The following is a 17,115-nucleotide window of genomic DNA, read 5'->3' on the forward strand; positions in this document are numbered from 1 at the left end:
CACCCGGTGCACTGACGTATACAGGAATGAGCATGCTGTACCAGAAACTGGCCCGCCCGGTCCTGTTCCGGATCGGACGCGGCGACGCCGAGCGAGCGCACGAGACCACCCTGCGCTGGCTCACCCGCCTGTCCTCCCAGCGGCAGGCCCGCAATCTGCTGATCAAGCTCAACCAGCTCAGCGCCCCCGTCACCGTCTGCGGCATCCCCTTCCCCAACCCCATCGGCCTCGCCGCGGGCATGGACAAGAACGGCATCGCGACCGGCGCCTGGCCCGCCCTCGGGTTCGGCTTCGCCGAGATCGGCACCGTCACCGCCCAGCCCCAGCCCGGCAACCCGCAGCCGCGCATGTTCCGCATGAAGCGGTCCGAGGGCATCGTCAACCGCATGGGCTTCAACAACGAGGGCGCGCAGGCGCTGGCCGCCCGGCTCACCGCCGCTCCGGCCGTGAACTGCCCGCTGGGCATCAGCATCGGCAAGTCGAAGGTGGTGCCGCTCGAGGGCGCGATCGAGGACTACCTGACCTCGCTGCGGTTCCTCTACCCGTTCGCGGACTACATCGCGATCAACGTCTCCTCGCCCAACACCCCGGGCCTGCGCCAGCTGCAGGACGCGGGCGCCCTGCGGGCGCTGCTCGGCGCGCTGCGCGCCGAGGGCGTGCGCCTGGCGGCCGGGCGGCCCGCGCGCCCGGTGTTCGTCAAGATCGCCCCCGACCTCACGGAGCCCGCCATGGCGCAGCTCCTCGAGGTCTGCCTCGAGACCGGCGTCTCGGGCGTGATCGCCACGAACACGACGCTCGGCCGGGACGGGGTCGACCCGAGCGAGGACGCGATCGCGGCCGAGCCGGGCGGCATGTCCGGCAAGCCGCTGACACAGGTGTCGCGCGAGATCGTGCGCTTCGTGCACCGCGAGACGAACGGGACGCTGCCGATCATCGGCTCGGGCGGGATCATGACCCCCGACGACGCGCAGGCCATGTTCGACGCCGGCGCGAGCCTCGTCCAGCTCTACTCGGGCCTCGTGTACAACGGGCCCGGCCTGGTGCGCAGCAGTGTGCGCCGCTACCGCTCCGCCGCCCGCAAGGGCATCCGCACCCCTCAGAACCGCTGACGACGAAGCCTGAATCTCTTAAGGAAGTGTCATGCCTGCCAACAAGGACTTCGGCTCCCGGGCCTTTCACCTCTCGCAGGTGCGCGGCCCGCTCTGCGCCGGGATCGACCCGCACGGGGCGCTCCTGCAGCACTGGGGCCTCGACGACGACCTGGCCGGAGCCGAGCGCTTCGCCATGACGATCGTGGAGGCGACCGCCGAGTCGTGCGCGTTCATCAAGCCCCAGTCGGCCTTCTACGAGCGGTTCGGCTCTGGGGGCGTAGCGCTCCTCGAACGGGTGATCGCGGAGTCCCGCAAGGCCGGGGCCCTCGTCATCCTCGACGTCAAGCGCGGCGACATCGGCTCGACGATGGCCGCGTACGCGCAGGCGTACCTCGACCCGGCCGCGCCGCTCGCGGTCGACGCGATCACGGTGAGCCCGTTCCTGGGCACCGGCTCGCTCCAGCCCGCGTTCGACCTCGCCAACGCGCACGGCAAGGGCCTGTTCGTGCTGGCCCGCACCTCGAACCCCGAGGGCAAGCAGGTGCAGATGGCGAAGCGCCGCGACGGCAAGTCGGTGGCGCAGGGGATCATCGACGAGGTGAACGAGCAGAACGGCGACGCCGAGCCGATGGGCTCGTTCGGCATCGTCATGGGCGCCACCATCGGGGCCTGCGCGTCCGAAGGGGAGGCGCGCCTGCGTGAGTCGACTTACGGAATCACGCACACCACCGTGCGCCAACGTGACACCGCTCACGACTTGTCCCAGTTCAACGGCCCCATCCTGGTACCGGGCATGGGAGCGCAGGGTGGACGCCCGAGTGATCTTCCGCGCGTCCTCGGCCCGGCCACGAACTTCGCAATCCCGTCCTATTCCCGACAAATCGCACAGCCGGGGCCAGCCGTGGCGAGCATTCGCACCGCCGTCGAGGCGTTGCAGGAGGAATGCCGCGCCGCGATGGGGGAATAAAGCCGCGGATTCCGGGCCCGGAATTTGCCCCACCCCCGGTCGCAGGCGTGTCGGACGCTGGGGTTACCGTTCCCGAGCTGGGTATGCTTCACCGATACCCGCACGTCAAGGTCCACAGGGACGAAACCATCGACTGCAAGGAGACCCCGTGCCGCTCCCTAAACTGACTCCGGAACAGCGCGCCGCAGCCCTTGAGAAGGCCGCCGCGGCCCGCAAGGCCCGCGCCGAGCTCAAGGAGAAGCTGAAGTCGGGCGAGACCACCCTGGAAGCGGTCCTCAAGTCCGCTGCCACCGACGACATCTCGGGCAAGATGAAGGTCTCGGCCGTGCTGAAGGCCCTCCCCGGCATCGGCGACAAGCGCGCCACCCAGATCATGGAGAAGCTCAAGATCGCCGACTCCCGTCGGCTGCGCGGCCTCGGCGAGCACCAGCGCGCCGCGCTTCTGGATGAATTCAAGGGCGACCAGGCCTAAGTTCGGGTAGTAGTAGTCGCGTGAGCATCGATCGTCACCACGCAGCCCTGGCCCAGCGCCTCACGGTGCTGTCCGGTCCGTCCGGAGTGGGCAAGGGCAGCGTCAAGGCCCTCATCCAGGAGTACTACCCGTGGGTCTGGCTCTCCGTGAGCTGCACGACCCGCAAGCCGCGTCCTGGTGAGGTCGACGGCGCCGACTACCACTTCGTGTCGACCGAGCAGTTCGAGTCGATGATCGCCGCGGGGGAGTTCCTTGAGTGGGCCTCCTACGCGGGGAACCTCTACGGAACCCCCCGCGGCCCCGTCGAGGAGCGCCTGCGCGCCGGACTCCCGGCGCTGCTGGAGATCGAACTGCAGGGCGCCCGCCAGGTCCGCCGGGCCATGCACGACGCCCAACTGGTGTTCCTGGCGCCGCCGTCGTGGGACGAACTCGTCCGCCGCCTCACCGGGCGCGGAACCGAGGACGAGGCCACGATCACGCGCCGCCTGGACGCCGCCCGCGAAGAGCTCGCCGCGGAGGCCGAGTTCGATCACACAGTCACCAATGTGTCGATCGAGCAGGCGGCCGCCGAGCTGGTAGAGTTGCTCAGTTCTCCGGCTGTAGTCAAGACCGGAGCCCGCTAGCCCGGCACCCCGGAGCCAGCAGCAACAAGCAAGTCGCACACGAAGGATTACACGTGTCAGGGACTGTCGCCGACCCGGTCGGCATCACCAACCCGCCGATCGACGACCTGCTCGAGAAGAGCCAGTCGAAGTACCAGCTGGTCATCTACTCGGCCAAGCGCGCGCGCCAGATCAACGCGTACTACTCGCAGCTGGGCGAAGGCCTGCTCGAGTACGTGGGCCCGCTCGTCGAGACCACGCCCGAGGAGAAGCCGCTGTCGATCGCCATGCGCGAGCTCGACAAGGGCCTGCTCGAGACGAAGGCGTTCGACGACACCGAGGCTTAGCCGACACCGAGTGTGCATCGGCGTAAGCTTCGCGCGTGAACATCGTCCTGGGCGTGTCGGGCGGCATCGCCGCCTACAAGGCCTGCATCCTGCTCCGCCTCCTCAAAGAGTCGGGACACGACGTCCACGTCGTGCCCACCGAGGCGGCGCTCAAGTTCGTCGGTGAAGCCACCTGGGAGGCCCTGTCGGGCCACCCGGTGGCTTCCGGCGTCTTCTCCGACGTCTCGGAGGTCAAGCACGTGCGGCTCGGCCGCCAGGCCGACCTCGTCGTGGTCGCCCCGGCCACCGCCGACCTCCTGGCGCGGGCCGCGCACGGCCGCGCCGACGACCTCCTCACCAGCACCCTGCTGACCGCGACCTGCCCCGTCGTGTTCGCCCCGGCGATGCACACGGAGATGTGGGAGCACGCGGCCACCCGCGCCAACGTCGCCACCCTGCGCGAGCGCGGAGCGCATGTCGTGGAACCGGACTCGGGCCGCCTCACCGGCGCCGACACCGGCCCCGGGCGCCTCCCCGAGCCCGAGTCGCTCTTCGCCCTCATCAAGGGCTTCCTGACTTCACCGGCACGAGACCTGGTGGGCCGCAAGGTCCTCGTCACCGCCGGCGGCACCCGCGAGCCGATCGACCCGGTGCGGTTCATCGGCAACCACTCCTCGGGGAGGCAGGGCATCGCCCTCGCCGCGGCCGCCGCCGCGCGCGGCGCGGAAGTCCACCTCGTCGCCGCGCACATCGACGCGCCGCTGCCGGCCGGGATCAGCGTCGAGCGCGTCTCGACCACCGCCGAGCTGTACGAGGCGACCGTGAAGGCCGCCGCCGAAGCCGACGCCGCCGTGCTCGCCGCCGCGCCCGCCGACTTCACGCCCAAGGCGTCCTCCGACCGCAAGATCAAGCGCAAGGGCGACCTCGACCTGGCGCTGACCTCGACCGCGGACATCGCCGCCGCCGTCGGCCGCGAGAAACGCCCCGACCAGGTGCTGGTCGTCTTCGCCGCCGAGACCCACGACGGACGCGAGCACGCGATGCGCAAGCGCGAGGCCAAAGGCGCCGATCTCGTCGTCCTCAACGACGTCTCCGGCGGCGCCGTGTTCGGCGCCTCGGAGAACTCGGTCACCGTGTTCGACGAACGTGGCGAAGTCGACGTCCGCGAGCGCGTCTCGAAGGAGGCCGTGGCCGACGCCATCTGGGACGCCGTCTCCTCACGTCTCCCGCTGAGTGGACGCGATTGACACCGCGTGGCCGCCGCGTGCCGACTTGGTGGGAAGATCTTCACCGCATAGACTTGTGAGCTGCGAAGTCAGTCGAAATGCGCCGCATTGGCGGTGTGGAAGTGTTGAGGAGTGCCGTGGCACGTCGCCTGTTCACCTCCGAGTCGGTCACTGAGGGCCACCCGGACAAGATCGCCGACCAGATCTCCGACGGGATCCTGGACGCCCTGCTGGGCGAGGACCCCGCGAGCCGGGTCGCGGTCGAAACCCTCATCACCACCGGTCAGGTGCATGTGGCGGGCGAGGTCACGACGCACGCGTACGCGGACATCCCGCGGATCGTGCGCGAGACGATCCTGCGGATCGGCTACGACTCCTCCAAGAAGGGCTTCGACGGCGCCTCGTGCGGCGTGAACGTCTCGATCGGCGGCCAGAGCCCCGACATCGCCCAGGGCGTCGACAAGGCCTGGGAGTCCCGCGTGGACGGGACCGAGATCGACGAGCTCGACATCCAGGGCGCGGGCGACCAAGGCCTCATGTTCGGCTTCGCGTGCCGTGAGACCCCCGAGCTGATGCCGCTGCCGATCGCCTTGGCGCACCGGCTCTCCCAGCGGCTCACCGAGGTCCGCAAGGACGGCACCGTTCCTTACCTGCGGCCCGACGGCAAGACCCAGGTCACCATCGAGTACGACGGCAACAAGCCCGTCCGCCTCGACACCGTCGTCGTCTCGAGCCAGCACGCGCCCGACATCTCGCTCGACTCGCTCCTGGCCCCCGATGTCGCCGAGCATGTGATCGCGCCGGTCGTCTCCGGTCTCGACCTCGACACCGCCGACTACAAGCTCCTGGTGAACCCGACCGGCCGCTTCGAGATCGGCGGCCCGATGGGCGACGCCGGCCTCACCGGCCGCAAGATCATCGTCGACACGTACGGCGGCTACGCCCGCCACGGCGGCGGCGCGTTCTCCGGCAAGGACCCGTCGAAGGTCGACCGCTCCGCCGCGTACGCCGCGCGCTGGGTCGCGAAGAACGTCGTGGCCGCCGGGCTCGCCGAGCGCTGCGAGGTCCAGGTCGCCTACGCGATCGGCAAGGCCAAGCCCGTCAGCGTCGCCGTCGACGCGCAGGGCACCGAGACCGTGGACCCCGCGCGCATCGAGCGCGCCGTGCTCGAGGTCTTCGACCTGCGCCCGGCCGCGATCATCCGCGACCTCAACCTCATCCGCCCGGTCTACTCCAAGACCGCCGCCTACGGCCACTTCGGCCGCGAACTCCCCGAGTTCACCTGGGAGGCGACCGACCGCGCCGCCGCCCTCAAAGAAGCGGTGAACTAGGCACGGACTGAAGACACCGGGCGGCCTCCCTTGTCGGGGCCGCCCGGTATTTTTATTCGATGGACGAGTCCCCGGCACGATACGCAGCGGTCTGCGTAGACCACCCGTTGCCGCAGCTCAACCAGCTTTTCGACTACCGGGTTCCGGTCGAGCTCGCGGATGAGGTGCGTCCGGGCTGCCGGGTGGCGGTGCGCTTCAACGGCCGCAAGCTCAAGGCCACCGTGATGGCGCTGCGCGACCGCACCGACTTCTCCGGGAAGATCCTGCCCGTGCTCGAAGTCGTGCCGCCCGGGCCGGTGCTCACCGCCGAAGTGGCCGAGGCGGCGAAGCGCGTCGCGGACCGCTACGCGGGCAACCTCGCCGACGTGCTGCGTCTCGCGCTGCCCGAGCGGAAGCTGCGGGTGGAGAAGGAGGCCCCGGCGGAGGCGCTGCCGGTGGAGGCGCCGGACCAGACTCTTTGGAGTAGATATATCGCGGGCGAGGCATTCCTGCGCGCGTTGCGCGAAGGCAAGCAGGCCCGCATCGTCTGGAACGCGATCCCCGGCGAGGACTGGGCGACCCGCCTCGCCGAAGCGGCCGCCACCGCTGCCGCCGCCGGGCGGGGGGCGCTGCTCGTCGTCCCCGATCAGTACGACCTGGAACGGCTCGACGCGGCCCTGGCCTCGGTGCTCGGACCGGACCGGCATGTGACCGTCTCCAGTGCGATGGGCCCGACCCCGCGCTACCGGTCGTTCCTGAAGGCCCTGCGCGGCGAGGTGCGCATCGTCGCGGGCACGCAGGTCGCGATGCTCGCCCCCGTGGCGCACCTGGGGCTCGTCGCCGTCTGGGACGACGGCGACAAGAACCTCATCAGCCTCCACGCCCCGCACCCGCACGCGCGAGACGTGCTGCTCACCCGGGCCGAACTGGCCGGGGCCGCCTGCGTTGTGGGCGGGTTCTCGCGGACGCCGCAGGCGCAGCTCTTGGTCGAGACCGGCTGGGCCGTCTCGGCCGCGGGGGAGCGCGACGCCCTGCGCGCCGCCGCACCGCGGGTGGTGCCGATCGGCGACGACGCCGACCTCGCCGCCGACCCGTCGAGTTCCACCGCCCGGTTGCCAACGGTCGCTTGGGAAGCCGCCCGCAGCGCCCTGAACGCCGATCTGCCCGTGCTGCTCCAGGTGCCCCGTCGCGGCTATGTGCCGGCGGTGTCCTGCCAGCGGTGCCGCACCCGCGCGCTGTGCCCCGACTGCACCGGGCCGCTGCGGCTCACGGGTCCGCGCCGCCCGCCGGTGTGCACGTGGTGCGGCCGGGTGGACGAGCACTACCGCTGCAAGGAATGCGGATCGACGCGGATCAGGGCGGTCGTGATCGGTGCGGCGCGCACCGCCGAAGAGCTCGCGAGCGCGTTCCCGGGCGTCGAGGTGGTCGAGTCGAACGCGTCGGAGCGGCTGGGCGCGATCGGGGAGGGGCGGCGCATCGTCGTGTCCACTCCGGGCGTCGAACCGACGGCGCCGCAAGGCTACGGGGCAGTGCTGCTGCTGGACACGTGGGCGCAGCTGACGCGGGCGGAGTTGACCGCTTCGGAAGAGGCGCTTCGGATCTGGATGAACGCGGTGGCCCTGTGCGCGCCGGCGGGCACGGCCGTGGTCACGGCCGACGGCGGGCTGCCGGTGGTGCAGGCCCTGATCCGCTGGGACCCGGGCTGGTTCGCGCGCCTGGAACTCGAGGAGCGCGCGGAGCTGGGCTTCCCGCCGGTGATGAAGTTCGCCGCGCTGACGGGGCCGAACGGCGAGGCGGAGAAGATCGCGGCGAACCTGCCCGCCGACCTGGGCGCGGAGGTGATCGGGCCGATCCCGGTCGACGAGCACACGGAGCGGCTGCTGCTGCGCGTGCGGCGCCGGGACGGGGCCGCCCTCGCGAGCGTGCTCGCGAAGGCGGCGGCCGAGCGGGCGAGCGCGAAGGCCGAGCAGGTGCGGATCCAGATCGATCCCCGCGAGATCGCCTGAGCCCGAACGGGATCAGTAGTAGTAATCGGTGGTGCCGACGCTGACCGCCAGGACGACGCGCAGTGCGATCCAGCCGACCGCGATCCACCCGAGGACGATCCCGGCCGTCGCCATGCCGGCGCCGGCCTGGCCGGTCTCCTCGATCTGGCGCCGGGCGATGTTGCCGAAGATGATGCCGAGGAACCCGAAGCAGAGACAGAGTCCGACGATGCCCACGACCAGGGCCGCGACGGCGAAGCCGTTGGTGCCGGGCTTCGGAGGGTAGTAGTACGGACCGGACGGGTGCGCCGACGGCGGCGCGAAGTAGCCGGGTGCGCCGTCGGCGGTGCCGCCGGGCGGCGGTGCCGCGGGGTACGGGTCGTACGGCGTACTGTCCGGAGTGGATCCCGGAGGCGTGGCGTCCGGTCCGGAGTTCGGCGCCGGTTCGGGGGAGGGGTCCGCGGGGCGGGATTCGTTATCGGACATGGCAGGTCCTTCACGTCGGGGGACCTTCATTGTCGCAGGATCCGGCCGGGAGGGGTCCCCGCCGACGGGGCCCGGTCGCGCGACGCGGCTATTCGGCCTCGCCGCGGCGCAGCCGGGCGCGCAGGCCGTGCCAGGAGTCGGAGAGGCGCTGGCGGAACAGGTAGGCGAGGCCGAGGACGATGAGGACGAACGGGATCGCGATCGGCAGGACCGTGGTGAAGCCGAGGAGCACGATGAGCGCTTCGACGCCGATGAACGACGCGACGCCCATGTAGCCGACCACGGTGAACGCCTGGGCGCGGTACACGAGGGCGGCGATGGCTCGGCGGACGCGGCCGGGGCGCTCGTCAGTCATCGTCCATGTATACCAGTGGATCTCGGCCCCGAAGGTTCAGCGAGGTCCGCCTTGCGCCCGTTTGCCGAGCAGTTCGGCGACCTCGGCGCGGCCGTAGGTGCCGATCTCGTCGTGGAGGCGCAGGGCCCTGGCCCAGCGGGTGCGGGCGCCCTCTGCGTTGCCCTGGGCCGCGATCGCGTTGCCGAGGCCGTGGTTGGCGCGGGCTTCCTCGTACGGGTCGGGGGCGGCTTCGATGGGGTCGAGGGCTTCGCGGTGGAGGTGTTCGGCGGTGTCGGGGTCGCCGATCACGTTGAAGGTGAAACCGGTGTTGTTGAGCACTTCGAGGCGGAGTTCGACGCTGGTGACGGCGGCGGTCGCGTCGAGGGCCTGCCGGGCGAGGGCCTCGGCCTCGTCGTGGAGGCCCTGGTGGGCGCGGGCGTAGGCCCGGGCCGGCCCGTGCTGTCGCCGGTCCGAACCTCCGGCCGCTCTCCGCTCCCCCTCCTGCGGGAGCGGCCGGGGTTCCTGCGGGCCTCAGCGGGCCGGGGCCTCGGCCGTCGCCCGGGCGAGGTCGCGCACCAGCTTGAGGTCGACCTTCGCGGGACCGGCGAACCGCAGGCACCCCTTGCCCATGTCGCGGCCCTCCAGGCGCGCGGCGAACGCCTCGCGCACGTCAGCGCGCATGAGGTAGAACGACAGGTAGCGCTTCTGGGAGGCGAAGGCGATCTCGATCCCCGCCGCCGTGCCGTCGCGCGAGAGCCCGGGCATCCCGTACGCCATGAGCTCGGTGAACCCCGGCATCGCCGCCCGGCAGGCGTCCCTGATCGCGCGCATCGCCGCCTGCCGCTCCTCCGGGAGCCCCGCCAAGTACTCGTCCACCGTCGCCGCCTCGCTGCGCACCATGGCCGCACCGTAGCGCCGATCCGGGCCGAAGCGATGAGTTTCGGCGCGCCGCCTCGTCTCAACTGGTGCAATCGGCTTATCGGATCCGCTCGGAAGGACGAACCGCCATGCAGAAGATCGTCACCAACATCTGGTACCAGGACAACGCCGCCGAAGCGGCCGTCGAGTGGTACCTCACCCTCTTCGACGACGCCAAGGTCACCAGCACCATCCCGTACGTCGAGGACGCCCACGGCAAGGCCGGCGACACCATGGTCGTCAACTTCGACCTCGCCGGGCAGTCGTTCACCGCCATCAACGGCGACGACTCCGCCAAACACGACCACGCCATGTCGCTGCTCGTCAACTGCGACTCCCAGGACGAGGTCGACCGCCTCTGGGACGCGTTCCTCACCAACGGCGGCAGCGAGATCCAGTGCGGCTGGATCGCCGACAAGTGGGGCGTCAACTGGCAGATCTGGCCCACCGAGGCGGACCAGTACGTGGGCGGCCCCGACAAGGAGGCGGCCGTGCGCGCCGTCAACGCCATGTACGCGATGAAGAAGATCGACCTCCAGGGCCTCAAGGACGCCTACGAAGGCCAGTAGCACCCGCACGGGCAGGCCCGGTCCCCCGCGCGGGGGACCGGGGCCCCTCACCGGGGGGACGACGCCGGGCCGCCGCGCCTGGCAGGCTCGACCCGTGAACCGCCGCTGGCACAATGGCCCCATGCGCCTCCTCGCCCCGATCCGGTCCCGGTCCACCTACCGCGGCTGGGTCTGGATGATCCTGGGCGGCGCGCTCATGATGCCGTTCATGATGGTCGGCGCGATCGGCCGCAACTTCCTCGAACCCGAGAGCGGCTTCGACGGCATCCTCGAACCCGCCGTGTTCGCCGCCGTCCTCCCGCTCGTCGCCGCCACTTCGCTGCTCCTGCCCGACCGCGAGGTCGAGCGCACCGCCGCCCGCCGCCTCCTCGGCGCCGAGTTCGCCTCGCCCGCCGACGACACCACCTGGAACTCGCGCTGGCGCACCGGCTGCTGGTTCACCCTCCACGCCGCGGTCGGCGGCGTCGTCAGCGGCATCACCCTCGCCCTGGTCCCGTTCGCGGCCTACCTGCTCTATTACGGCGCCCTCACCGTCGTCGGCCGCGGCGCGGCGCCCGGCTACTTCGACGGCCCGGTATCCGACTGGGGCCTGCTCACCGGCCCCCTGCTGCTCATCGCGCTCGTCCTCGTCGTCGCGGGCGCCACCGCCGCCATGAAGGCGCTCGCGCCGCTGCTGCTGGGCCAGGGCGCGAACGACCGGCTCGCCGCCTCCCGCGCCGAGGCCGCCCGGCTCGCCGCCCGCAACCGCATCGCCCGCGAACTCCACGACTCGGTGGGCCACGCCCTCTCCGTGGTCGTCGTCCAGTCCGAGGCCGCCTCCCGGCTCATCGCCCGCGACCCCGCGTTCGCCGCCGAGGCCATGGCCGCCGTCGGCGAGACCGCCCGCGGCGCCCTCGCCGAACTCGACGCCGTGATCGGGGCGCTCCGCGAGGACCGCGACGACGCGCGCGCCCCGCAGCGCGACCTCGCCGACCTCGCGTCCCTCGCCGCCGAGTCCGGCGTCGCCGTCGACCTCCACGTCACCGGCGAACCCGAGACCCTGGGCCGCCTCGCCTCCCGCGAGACCTACCGGATCGTCCAGGAGGCGCTGACGAACGTGCTGCGCCACGCCGACGAGCCGCGCGCCCGCATCCAAGTGGACATCGGCGCGGCCGAGACCGCCGTGACCGTGACCAGCCCTGCCGCGCGCCGCCCCCGCGGGCGGCCCGGCGGCAGGGGCCTCATCGGCATGGCCGAACGCGCCGCCGTCCTCGGCGGCACCGCCGAGACCGCTTGGGCGGCAGGGGAGTGGACCGTCCACGCCGCCGTGCCGACCGACACGAAGGGCCGGGAATGACCGCACCGCTGCGCATCGCGCTGATCGACGACGAGGCCCTGATCCGCACCGGCTTCGCCGCGATCATCGGCGCCGAGCCCGACCTCGAGGTCGTCGCCCAAGGCGCCGACGGGATCGACGCGGTCGCCATCGCCCGCTCCGGCAAGGCCGACGTCCTCCTCATGGACGTCCGTATGCCCACAGTGGACGGTATTCAGGCGACCGAGCGGATCGTCGCCGAGATGGCCGCGCCGCCGAAGATCCTCGTCGTCACCACCTTCGACAACGACGACTACGTGTGGCAGGCGCTCCGCGCCGGCGCCGACGGGTTCCTGCTCAAGCGCACCCGCGTCGAAGACCTGCTCGCCGCCGTCCGCCTCGTCGCCCGCACCGACGCGCTCCTGTTCCCCGAGGCCGTGCGCCGCCTCGCCGCGGCCGCCCCGGCCCGCAAGGCCCCCAAAGGCATCGGCGACCTCAGTGACCGCGAACGCGAAGTCCTCGTGCTCGCCGCCCGGGGCCTGTCGAACCAGGAGATCGCCGCCGAGCTCTTCCTCGGCCGCGAGACCGTCAAGACCCACCTCAGCGGCGTCTACGCCAAACTCGGCGTCCGCGACCGCACGCAGGCCGTCATCGCCGCCTACGGGCGGATCTTCCTCGAAGAGGCGCGGCGGCTCCTGTCCTCCGCCGACACCGCGCCGCTGCGCGCCCGCCGCGTCGCCGCCGGCACCGCCGGCACCATCCGGATCGGCTTCACCGCCGTCTCGGCCCTCACCGTCCTGGGCCGCTGGATCGCCGTCGCCGCGGCGGAACTGCCCGGCGTCGACCTCGTGCTCAGCGAGATGGTGACGCACGCGCAGCTGGACGCGCTCCTCGCGGGGGAGATCGAGGTCGGCCTGGTGCGCCAGGTCCCGCGCTCGGACCTGCTCGACTCCCGGCTCGTGGCAAGGGACTCGCTCATCCTCGCGGCCCCGCGCGACCACCCCCTGACCCGCCTGCGGCGGACGCCCACCATGGAGGACATCGCCGACTACGACGTGGTGACCTACTCGCCTTCAGAGGCCTGGTACTTCTACGAGCTCGTCGTGGCCGCGTTCCAGCAGGCGCACCTGACGCCGCGGTACGTGCAGCACATCAGCCAGGTCCACACCGTCCTGTCGGTGGTGAACGCCGGGCTCGGGGTCGCGCTCGTGCCGTCTTCGGCCAGCGCGTTCAATCTCTCGAACCTGGTGTTCCTGGAGATCGCCGACCTGCCGCCGGACACAGTGGAGCTCCACGGCGTCTGGCGCCGCGACCATCGCAACCCCGCCCTGGAAGCCCTCCTGGACAGCGTCTGAGGCCTCCTAGGCCGCCTTCGCGATGGACTCGCGGCCGACGAACTCGGTCGGCAGCGCCGACTCGTCCTCGGACCGGCCGCCCTCGATCTCGGTGAGCAGGCGCCGGATCCCCTTCTCGCCGAGCGACGTCAGCGGCATCCGGATCGTGCTGAGCGCCGGGGTCGGCAGGTCCGCCCCGAAGATGTCGTCGAACCCGACGATGCTCAACCGGCCCGGCACGTCCACCCCGTGGTCCCGGCACTCCCGCAGCAGGCCCAGCGCCACGAGGTCGTTGTAGGCCAGCACCGCGGTCACATCGGCGGCCTTGACCCGCCCGAACGCCTCCGCGCCGCCCTCCCGCGTCGGCGCGTTCGACTTGATCTCCACAATGGACATGTCCCATTCGACCGCGGTCGCGAACGCCGTCTGCCAGCGCTGGCCGTTCAACCAGGAGGCCTCGGGCCCGGCGAGGTAGGCGATGCGGCGGTGCCCGGCTTCGCGCAGCTGCTCCAGGGCGGTCGTGATGCCCGGGCGCACATCGGGGATGACGGCCGGGATGCCCTCGACGAGGCGGTTCACGACCACCAGGGGCTTGACGGAGTACAGCTCCTGGATCTGCTGGTCTTCGAGGCGCGAGCCCACGAGCAGCAGGCCGTCCACCGAGGTCTGCAGCCGCTCGGCGGCGGCCCGCTCGAGCTCGGGCGACTCCTGCGAGTCGGCCAGGACGATCGTCATCCCGGTCTCGAACGCCACCCGCTCGGCGCCGCGCACGAGGTCGAAGTACACCGGGTTGGTGATGTCGGAGACGAGCAGGCCGAGCGTCCCGGTCTTGCCGGTCGGGAGCGCCCGCGCCATCGGGTTGATCCGGTACCCGAGCTCGGCGGCGGCGTCGCGGATGCGCCGCTCGGTCTGCGCGTTGAGCCGACCGGGCTTGTTGAGCGCGCGGGACACGGTCGAGGGGCTGACCCCGGTCAGCCGCGCGATGTCGTAGATCGTCGGGGGCGCCTTGCGATCGCCGTTGCGGGGACGGGTGGCGGCGTCGGACTGCTCCATGCCTCCCCTTTCGCGCTTGTTGCCGGGGGTTGTCATCCGGCAATCGATTGGTGCCAATATCTCGGTTTCCCGAGCATCACTTTACCGAGCATACCCGAGCCCCGCCATAGGCGCTGCGACCGTTTTCCGCGAGCGAACGATCTCGGCAATCGGTTGGCAAATGCGCGGTTCGGGCGCGCGGCCCTCCGCAACGTCAGCGGCATGCGTTGCCCGCGAACGCGGTCGGGCCGGGTCAGGAGTCGGCGAGGGCCTTCTGGAGCCGGTTGGATTCGGCTTGGTCGGTATTGGGGTCGGCGTTGCGGTAGGCGGCGGCGATGTCGCGGGCGGGGCGGTCGGTGCGGTCGCGGAAGGCGTCGGCGAGGTCGGTGCGGGACGCTTCCAGCCAGGCGAGTTGCGCCGCGAGTTCGGGGCCGAAGTCGCGAACGTCGATGCCGACGAGGATGGCCCAGGTGACGGCCAGGTCGTACTCCGGATCGCCTGCGGCCGCGTTGGTCCAGTCGATGAGGAAGGGGCCGTCGTCGGTGAGGATCACGTTCTCGGGGTGCAGGTCGAGGTGGAGCACCTTCCGGGTCCCGGCCGCGTCCATCGCGATCCCGCGCGTCGAGCCCGACAGGAACTCGGGCGCGTCGATCTCGTGGAGGCGGTCGTGCAGGTCGAGCAAGAGCTTCGCGGCCTCAGGCACCCCGATCGCGCCCGCGCTGACCTCCGCGCCGAGCGTGCGGCCGTGCAGGCGCTGCATCGTCATGTCCGCGCCCTCGGCGGCGAACACCTCCGGCACCGGGAAGCCGAGGCCGTGGAGGTACTGCATCAGCCGCGCTTCCGCCGCCGCGTCGAATGCGCTGCGCCGCAAGACCATCCGGTCGTCCAATGCGAAGACTTGGGAGGCGCGTCCTCCGCCGATATGTTCCACCTGCGCAGCTTATCGGCGCGGTCTGCGCCCCTGTCAGGCCTCACCGCGCTTTGCGTCGTGTTCGGCGGCGGGCTCGGGGGCGGCGCGGCGCCACAGTTCGTCGATCCGGTTCAGGGCCGCGCCCCGGCCCTGCTCGCCGACTCCCGAGGCCGTCCAGCACAGGCGGTGCAGTTCGGCCTCGCTCGCGGGGTCGACGGCGAGGATCGTGCCGATCCGGTCGTAGTCGAACGCCGAGGGCCGCGCGATCCGGTTCGCCTCGCGCAGCACCGTCTGCTTGTCGCCGCCTGCCGAACGGACCTGCACCCATGCGATGCCGAACACGAGGGCCTGGACCACCAGCAGGATGACCGGACCCGCGCTGATGCCGAAGAGCGCCTTCATCCAGACCGGGTCGTCGTTGGGCGCGAACGCGATGAAGTACGCCGAGCCCAGCGCGGCCGCGATCAGGTACCACCAGCGGCCGACCCGTTCGACCGCCCGGTACCAGCCCGGTTTCGGCCCGGGCCAGCCGTCGCGGAGGCCGTCGTGGCGGTCCATGGCGGCGCCGATCTCGGCCTCGGAAGCTGTCGAGTCGGGGGCGATCACGAACAGGGACTTGGAGAGGCGGCTCTCGCGGAGCCACGGGGCGGCTGGCATCGGCATCCTCTGCGGGCGGGGGCGGGGACGCCGACCACGGTATCGGTCAGGGGACGATCGAGTCCACGTACCCGCCGTCGACCCGCACCGCCGCGCCGGTGGTCGCCGAGGCGAGCGGGGAGCTGAGGTAGGCGACGAGGTTCGCGATCTCCTCGGGTTCGATGAGGCGGTGGAGGAGCGACTGCGGCCGGTGGCGGCGCATGAACTCGCGCTGCGCCTCGTCCCAGGGCAGGTCCTGGTCGACCAACTGGTAGACGAAGTCCTCCACCCCGCCCGTGTGCGTCGGACCCGCGATCACCGAGTTCACGGTCACGCCGGTCCCCGCCGCGGCCTTGGCGAAGCCGCGCGAGACGGCGAGGAGCGCGGTCTTGCTGGTGCCGTAGTGGATCATCTCCTCCGGGATCACCACGGCCGAATCGCTGGCGATGTTGAGGACCCGCCCCCAGCCCTGCGCGGTCATGCCGGGCAGGTACGCGCGGATGAGCCGCACCGCGGACAGCACGTTCACCTCGAAGTACCGCCGCCACTCGGCGTCACTGATCTCGAGGGCCGGCTCCGCGCCGAAGACGCCCAGGTTGTTGACCAGGATATCCACAGTAGGCAACGCGTCGATCAGGGCCGCGGCCCCGTCCTCCGTGGCGAGGTCGCCCGGGGCGGCGAAGCAGCGGCCGGTGAAGGTGGCCTCGTTGAGCCGGGCGACCGCGGCCTCGACGGTCTCGGGTTTGCGGCCGTTGATGCCGACCCGCGCCCCGGCGAGGGCGAGTTTCACGGCGATGGCCTCGCCGATGCCCTGGGTGGAGCCGGTGACGAGCGCGGTCCTGCCTTCGAGGTCGATCGAGATCATGCGGCCACCCTAGCGCCGAACCGGGCGCGGAGGCGGCGAAGCGCCCCTTCGCCCGGGGCGCTTGCGCACCGGCTACCGGGGGACGAGGCGCTGCAACTGGGTCACGTGGCCCGGCTCCAGCTCCTCGAGGGAGGCGACGCCGAGCAGCTTCATGGTCCGCTCGACCTCTTCCTTCAGGATCGCGATCGCGCGGTCCACGCCGTCGCGCCCGCCCGCCATGAGCCCGTACAGGTACGCCCTGCCGATCATCGTGAACCGCGCGCCCAGCGCGATGCACGCGACGATGTCCGCGCCCGACATGATGCCCGTGTCCACATGCACCTCGGTGTCCTTGCCGACCTCTCGCACCACCGCCGGCAGCAGGTGGAACGGGATCGGGGCCCGGTCGAGCTGGCGGCCGCCGTGGTTCGACAGCGTGATGCCGTCGACGCCCATGTCCGCCAACCGCTTCGCGTCCGCGACCGTCTGGACGCCCTTCACCACGACCTTGCCCGGCCACTGCTCCTTGATCCAGGCCAGGTCCTCGTAGTCCACCGTGGGGTCGAACATCGTGTTCAGCAGTTCCGCCACAGTGCCCGACCAGCGGCTCAGCGACGCGAACGACAGCGGCTCGGTCGTGAGCATGTCGAACCACCAGTTCGGGTGCCTCGCCATGTCGAAGCACGTCCGCGCCGTCAGCTCGGGCGGGATCGCGAACCCGTTGCGCTTGTCGCGCAGCCGCGCGCCCGCCACCGGCACGTCCACCGTGACCAGCAGCG

General features: G+C 71.5%; 20 protein-coding genes. 11 read left to right on the forward strand and 9 right to left on the reverse strand.

Annotation, left to right across the window (positions count from 1 at the left end):
- The first annotated feature begins 32 nt into the window (after window positions 1-32).
- From AB0K52_RS14525 to AB0K52_RS14560, 8 genes are all read left to right on the forward strand, one after another.
- Complete coding sequence (locus AB0K52_RS14525; protein ID WP_363531382.1) at window positions 33-1,109, forward strand: quinone-dependent dihydroorotate dehydrogenase; 1,077 nt, start codon at window positions 33-35, stop codon at window positions 1,107-1,109.
- Between the two features lie 31 nt (window positions 1,110-1,140).
- Window positions 1,141-2,058, forward strand: a complete 918-nt coding sequence (gene pyrF, locus AB0K52_RS14530) for an orotidine-5'-phosphate decarboxylase (RefSeq protein ID WP_363531385.1) — start codon at window positions 1,141-1,143, stop codon at window positions 2,056-2,058.
- 148 nt (window positions 2,059-2,206) lie between these two features.
- Window positions 2,207-2,530 carry an integration host factor, actinobacterial type gene (gene mihF, locus AB0K52_RS14535; RefSeq protein WP_030156658.1) on the forward strand — a complete coding sequence of 108 codons (324 nt, stop codon included), beginning with the start codon at window positions 2,207-2,209 and terminating at the stop codon, window positions 2,528-2,530.
- Between the two features lie 20 nt (window positions 2,531-2,550).
- Window positions 2,551-3,153, forward strand: a complete 603-nt coding sequence (gmk, locus tag AB0K52_RS14540; protein ID WP_363531389.1) for a guanylate kinase — start codon at window positions 2,551-2,553, stop codon at window positions 3,151-3,153.
- A 53-nt stretch (window positions 3,154-3,206) separates the two neighbouring features.
- The gene (rpoZ, locus tag AB0K52_RS14545; RefSeq protein ID WP_363531392.1) at window positions 3,207-3,479 is read left to right on the forward strand and encodes a DNA-directed RNA polymerase subunit omega; all 273 of its coding nucleotides are present in this window, start codon (window positions 3,207-3,209) and stop codon (window positions 3,477-3,479) included.
- Between the two features lie 35 nt (window positions 3,480-3,514).
- The gene (gene coaBC / locus AB0K52_RS14550; protein ID WP_363531395.1) at window positions 3,515-4,705 is read left to right on the forward strand and encodes a bifunctional phosphopantothenoylcysteine decarboxylase/phosphopantothenate--cysteine ligase CoaBC; all 1,191 of its coding nucleotides are present in this window, start codon (window positions 3,515-3,517) and stop codon (window positions 4,703-4,705) included.
- 116 nt (window positions 4,706-4,821) lie between these two features.
- A complete protein-coding gene (gene metK, locus AB0K52_RS14555) occupies window positions 4,822-6,015 on the forward strand; it encodes a methionine adenosyltransferase (RefSeq protein ID WP_307792914.1) in 1,194 nt (397 codons plus the stop codon).
- Between the two features lie 59 nt (window positions 6,016-6,074).
- The gene (locus AB0K52_RS14560) at window positions 6,075-8,000 is read left to right on the forward strand and encodes a primosome assembly protein PriA (protein ID WP_363531398.1); all 1,926 of its coding nucleotides are present in this window, start codon (window positions 6,075-6,077) and stop codon (window positions 7,998-8,000) included.
- Window positions 8,001-8,012: 12 nt separating this feature from the next.
- Here AB0K52_RS14560 and AB0K52_RS14565 read toward each other — a convergent pair whose 3' ends face one another.
- The 4 genes from AB0K52_RS14565 to AB0K52_RS14580 all read right to left on the reverse strand — a co-directional run bounded on the left by AB0K52_RS14565 (window position 8,013) and on the right by AB0K52_RS14580 (window position 9,699).
- Window positions 8,013-8,465 (reverse strand): DUF4190 domain-containing protein, encoded by a 453-nt coding sequence (locus AB0K52_RS14565; RefSeq protein WP_363531401.1) that lies wholly within the window; start codon window positions 8,463-8,465, stop codon window positions 8,013-8,015.
- 88 nt (window positions 8,466-8,553) lie between these two features.
- On the reverse strand, window positions 8,554-8,820 hold the full coding sequence (locus tag AB0K52_RS14570; RefSeq protein WP_363531404.1) for a hypothetical protein: 267 nt from the start codon (window positions 8,818-8,820) through the stop codon (window positions 8,554-8,556).
- Window positions 8,821-8,856: 36 nt separating this feature from the next.
- Complete coding sequence (locus AB0K52_RS14575) at window positions 8,857-9,138, reverse strand: hypothetical protein (RefSeq protein WP_363531407.1); 282 nt, start codon at window positions 9,136-9,138, stop codon at window positions 8,857-8,859.
- Window positions 9,139-9,330: 192 nt separating this feature from the next.
- A complete protein-coding gene (locus tag AB0K52_RS14580) occupies window positions 9,331-9,699 on the reverse strand; it encodes a DUF1801 domain-containing protein (protein WP_363531409.1) in 369 nt (122 codons plus the stop codon).
- A 107-nt stretch (window positions 9,700-9,806) separates the two neighbouring features.
- Here AB0K52_RS14580 and AB0K52_RS14585 point away from each other — a divergent pair, with 107 nt between their 5' ends.
- The 3 genes from AB0K52_RS14585 to AB0K52_RS14595 all read left to right on the forward strand — a co-directional run bounded on the left by AB0K52_RS14585 (window position 9,807) and on the right by AB0K52_RS14595 (window position 12,935).
- Window positions 9,807-10,286: a VOC family protein gene (locus AB0K52_RS14585; RefSeq protein WP_363531412.1), complete on the forward strand. Its 480-nt coding sequence runs from the start codon at window positions 9,807-9,809 to the stop codon at window positions 10,284-10,286.
- A 121-nt stretch (window positions 10,287-10,407) separates the two neighbouring features.
- Window positions 10,408-11,622 carry a histidine kinase gene (locus tag AB0K52_RS14590; protein WP_363531414.1) on the forward strand — a complete coding sequence of 405 codons (1,215 nt, stop codon included), beginning with the start codon at window positions 10,408-10,410 and terminating at the stop codon, window positions 11,620-11,622.
- Complete coding sequence (locus tag AB0K52_RS14595; RefSeq protein WP_363531417.1) at window positions 11,619-12,935, forward strand: LysR substrate-binding domain-containing protein; 1,317 nt, start codon at window positions 11,619-11,621, stop codon at window positions 12,933-12,935. The genes AB0K52_RS14590 and AB0K52_RS14595 overlap by 4 nt, the downstream gene beginning before the upstream one ends.
- Window positions 12,936-12,941: 6 nt before the next feature.
- Here AB0K52_RS14595 and AB0K52_RS14600 read toward each other — a convergent pair whose 3' ends face one another.
- The 5 genes from AB0K52_RS14600 to AB0K52_RS14620 form a co-directional block, all read right to left on the reverse strand.
- Window positions 12,942-13,967 carry a LacI family DNA-binding transcriptional regulator gene (locus tag AB0K52_RS14600; protein ID WP_363531420.1) on the reverse strand — a complete coding sequence of 342 codons (1,026 nt, stop codon included), beginning with the start codon at window positions 13,965-13,967 and terminating at the stop codon, window positions 12,942-12,944.
- 232 nt (window positions 13,968-14,199) lie between these two features.
- Window positions 14,200-14,877: a phosphotransferase gene (locus AB0K52_RS14605; protein WP_363531423.1), complete on the reverse strand. Its 678-nt coding sequence runs from the start codon at window positions 14,875-14,877 to the stop codon at window positions 14,200-14,202.
- 33 nt (window positions 14,878-14,910) lie between these two features.
- Entirely contained in the window at window positions 14,911-15,513 is a 603-nt protein-coding gene (locus AB0K52_RS14610; protein WP_363531426.1) for a hypothetical protein, read from the reverse strand.
- 46 nt (window positions 15,514-15,559) lie between these two features.
- Window positions 15,560-16,354 (reverse strand): SDR family oxidoreductase, encoded by a 795-nt coding sequence (locus AB0K52_RS14615; RefSeq protein WP_363531461.1) that lies wholly within the window; start codon window positions 16,352-16,354, stop codon window positions 15,560-15,562.
- Between the two features lie 75 nt (window positions 16,355-16,429).
- Window positions 16,430-17,115: alpha-hydroxy acid oxidase (locus AB0K52_RS14620; protein ID WP_363531429.1), on the reverse strand; the 686-nt coding region annotated here is incomplete at its 5' end.

This window comes from Glycomyces sp. NPDC049804, assembly GCF_040674615.1.
GTDB lineage: Bacteria > Actinomycetota > Actinomycetes > Mycobacteriales > Micromonosporaceae > Glycomyces > Glycomyces niveus.

What these genes read in the sequence shown, in the direction of transcription:
- AB0K52_RS14525 (WP_363531382.1), top strand. Translation starts at nt 33, where the DNA reads ATGCTGTACCAGAAACTGGCCCGCCCGGTCCTGTTCCGGATCGGACGC.
- pyrF (WP_363531385.1), top strand. Translation starts at nt 1,141, where the DNA reads ATGCCTGCCAACAAGGACTTCGGCTCCCGGGCCTTTCACCTCTCGCAG.
- AB0K52_RS14560 (WP_363531398.1), top strand. Translation starts at nt 6,075, where the DNA reads ATGGACGAGTCCCCGGCACGATACGCAGCGGTCTGCGTAGACCACCCG.
- AB0K52_RS14565 (WP_363531401.1), bottom strand. Translation starts at nt 8,465, where the DNA reads ATGTCCGATAACGAATCCCGCCCCGCGGACCCCTCCCCCGAACCGGCG.
- AB0K52_RS14570 (WP_363531404.1), bottom strand. Translation starts at nt 8,820, where the DNA reads ATGACTGACGAGCGCCCCGGCCGCGTCCGCCGAGCCATCGCCGCCCTC.
- AB0K52_RS14580 (WP_363531409.1), bottom strand. Translation starts at nt 9,699, where the DNA reads ATGGTGCGCAGCGAGGCGGCGACGGTGGACGAGTACTTGGCGGGGCTC.
- AB0K52_RS14585 (WP_363531412.1), top strand. Translation starts at nt 9,807, where the DNA reads ATGCAGAAGATCGTCACCAACATCTGGTACCAGGACAACGCCGCCGAA.
- AB0K52_RS14590 (WP_363531414.1), top strand. Translation starts at nt 10,408, where the DNA reads ATGCGCCTCCTCGCCCCGATCCGGTCCCGGTCCACCTACCGCGGCTGG.
- AB0K52_RS14595 (WP_363531417.1), top strand. Translation starts at nt 11,619, where the DNA reads ATGACCGCACCGCTGCGCATCGCGCTGATCGACGACGAGGCCCTGATC.
- AB0K52_RS14600 (WP_363531420.1), bottom strand. Translation starts at nt 13,967, where the DNA reads ATGGAGCAGTCCGACGCCGCCACCCGTCCCCGCAACGGCGATCGCAAG.
- AB0K52_RS14610 (WP_363531426.1), bottom strand. Translation starts at nt 15,513, where the DNA reads ATGCCAGCCGCCCCGTGGCTCCGCGAGAGCCGCCTCTCCAAGTCCCTG.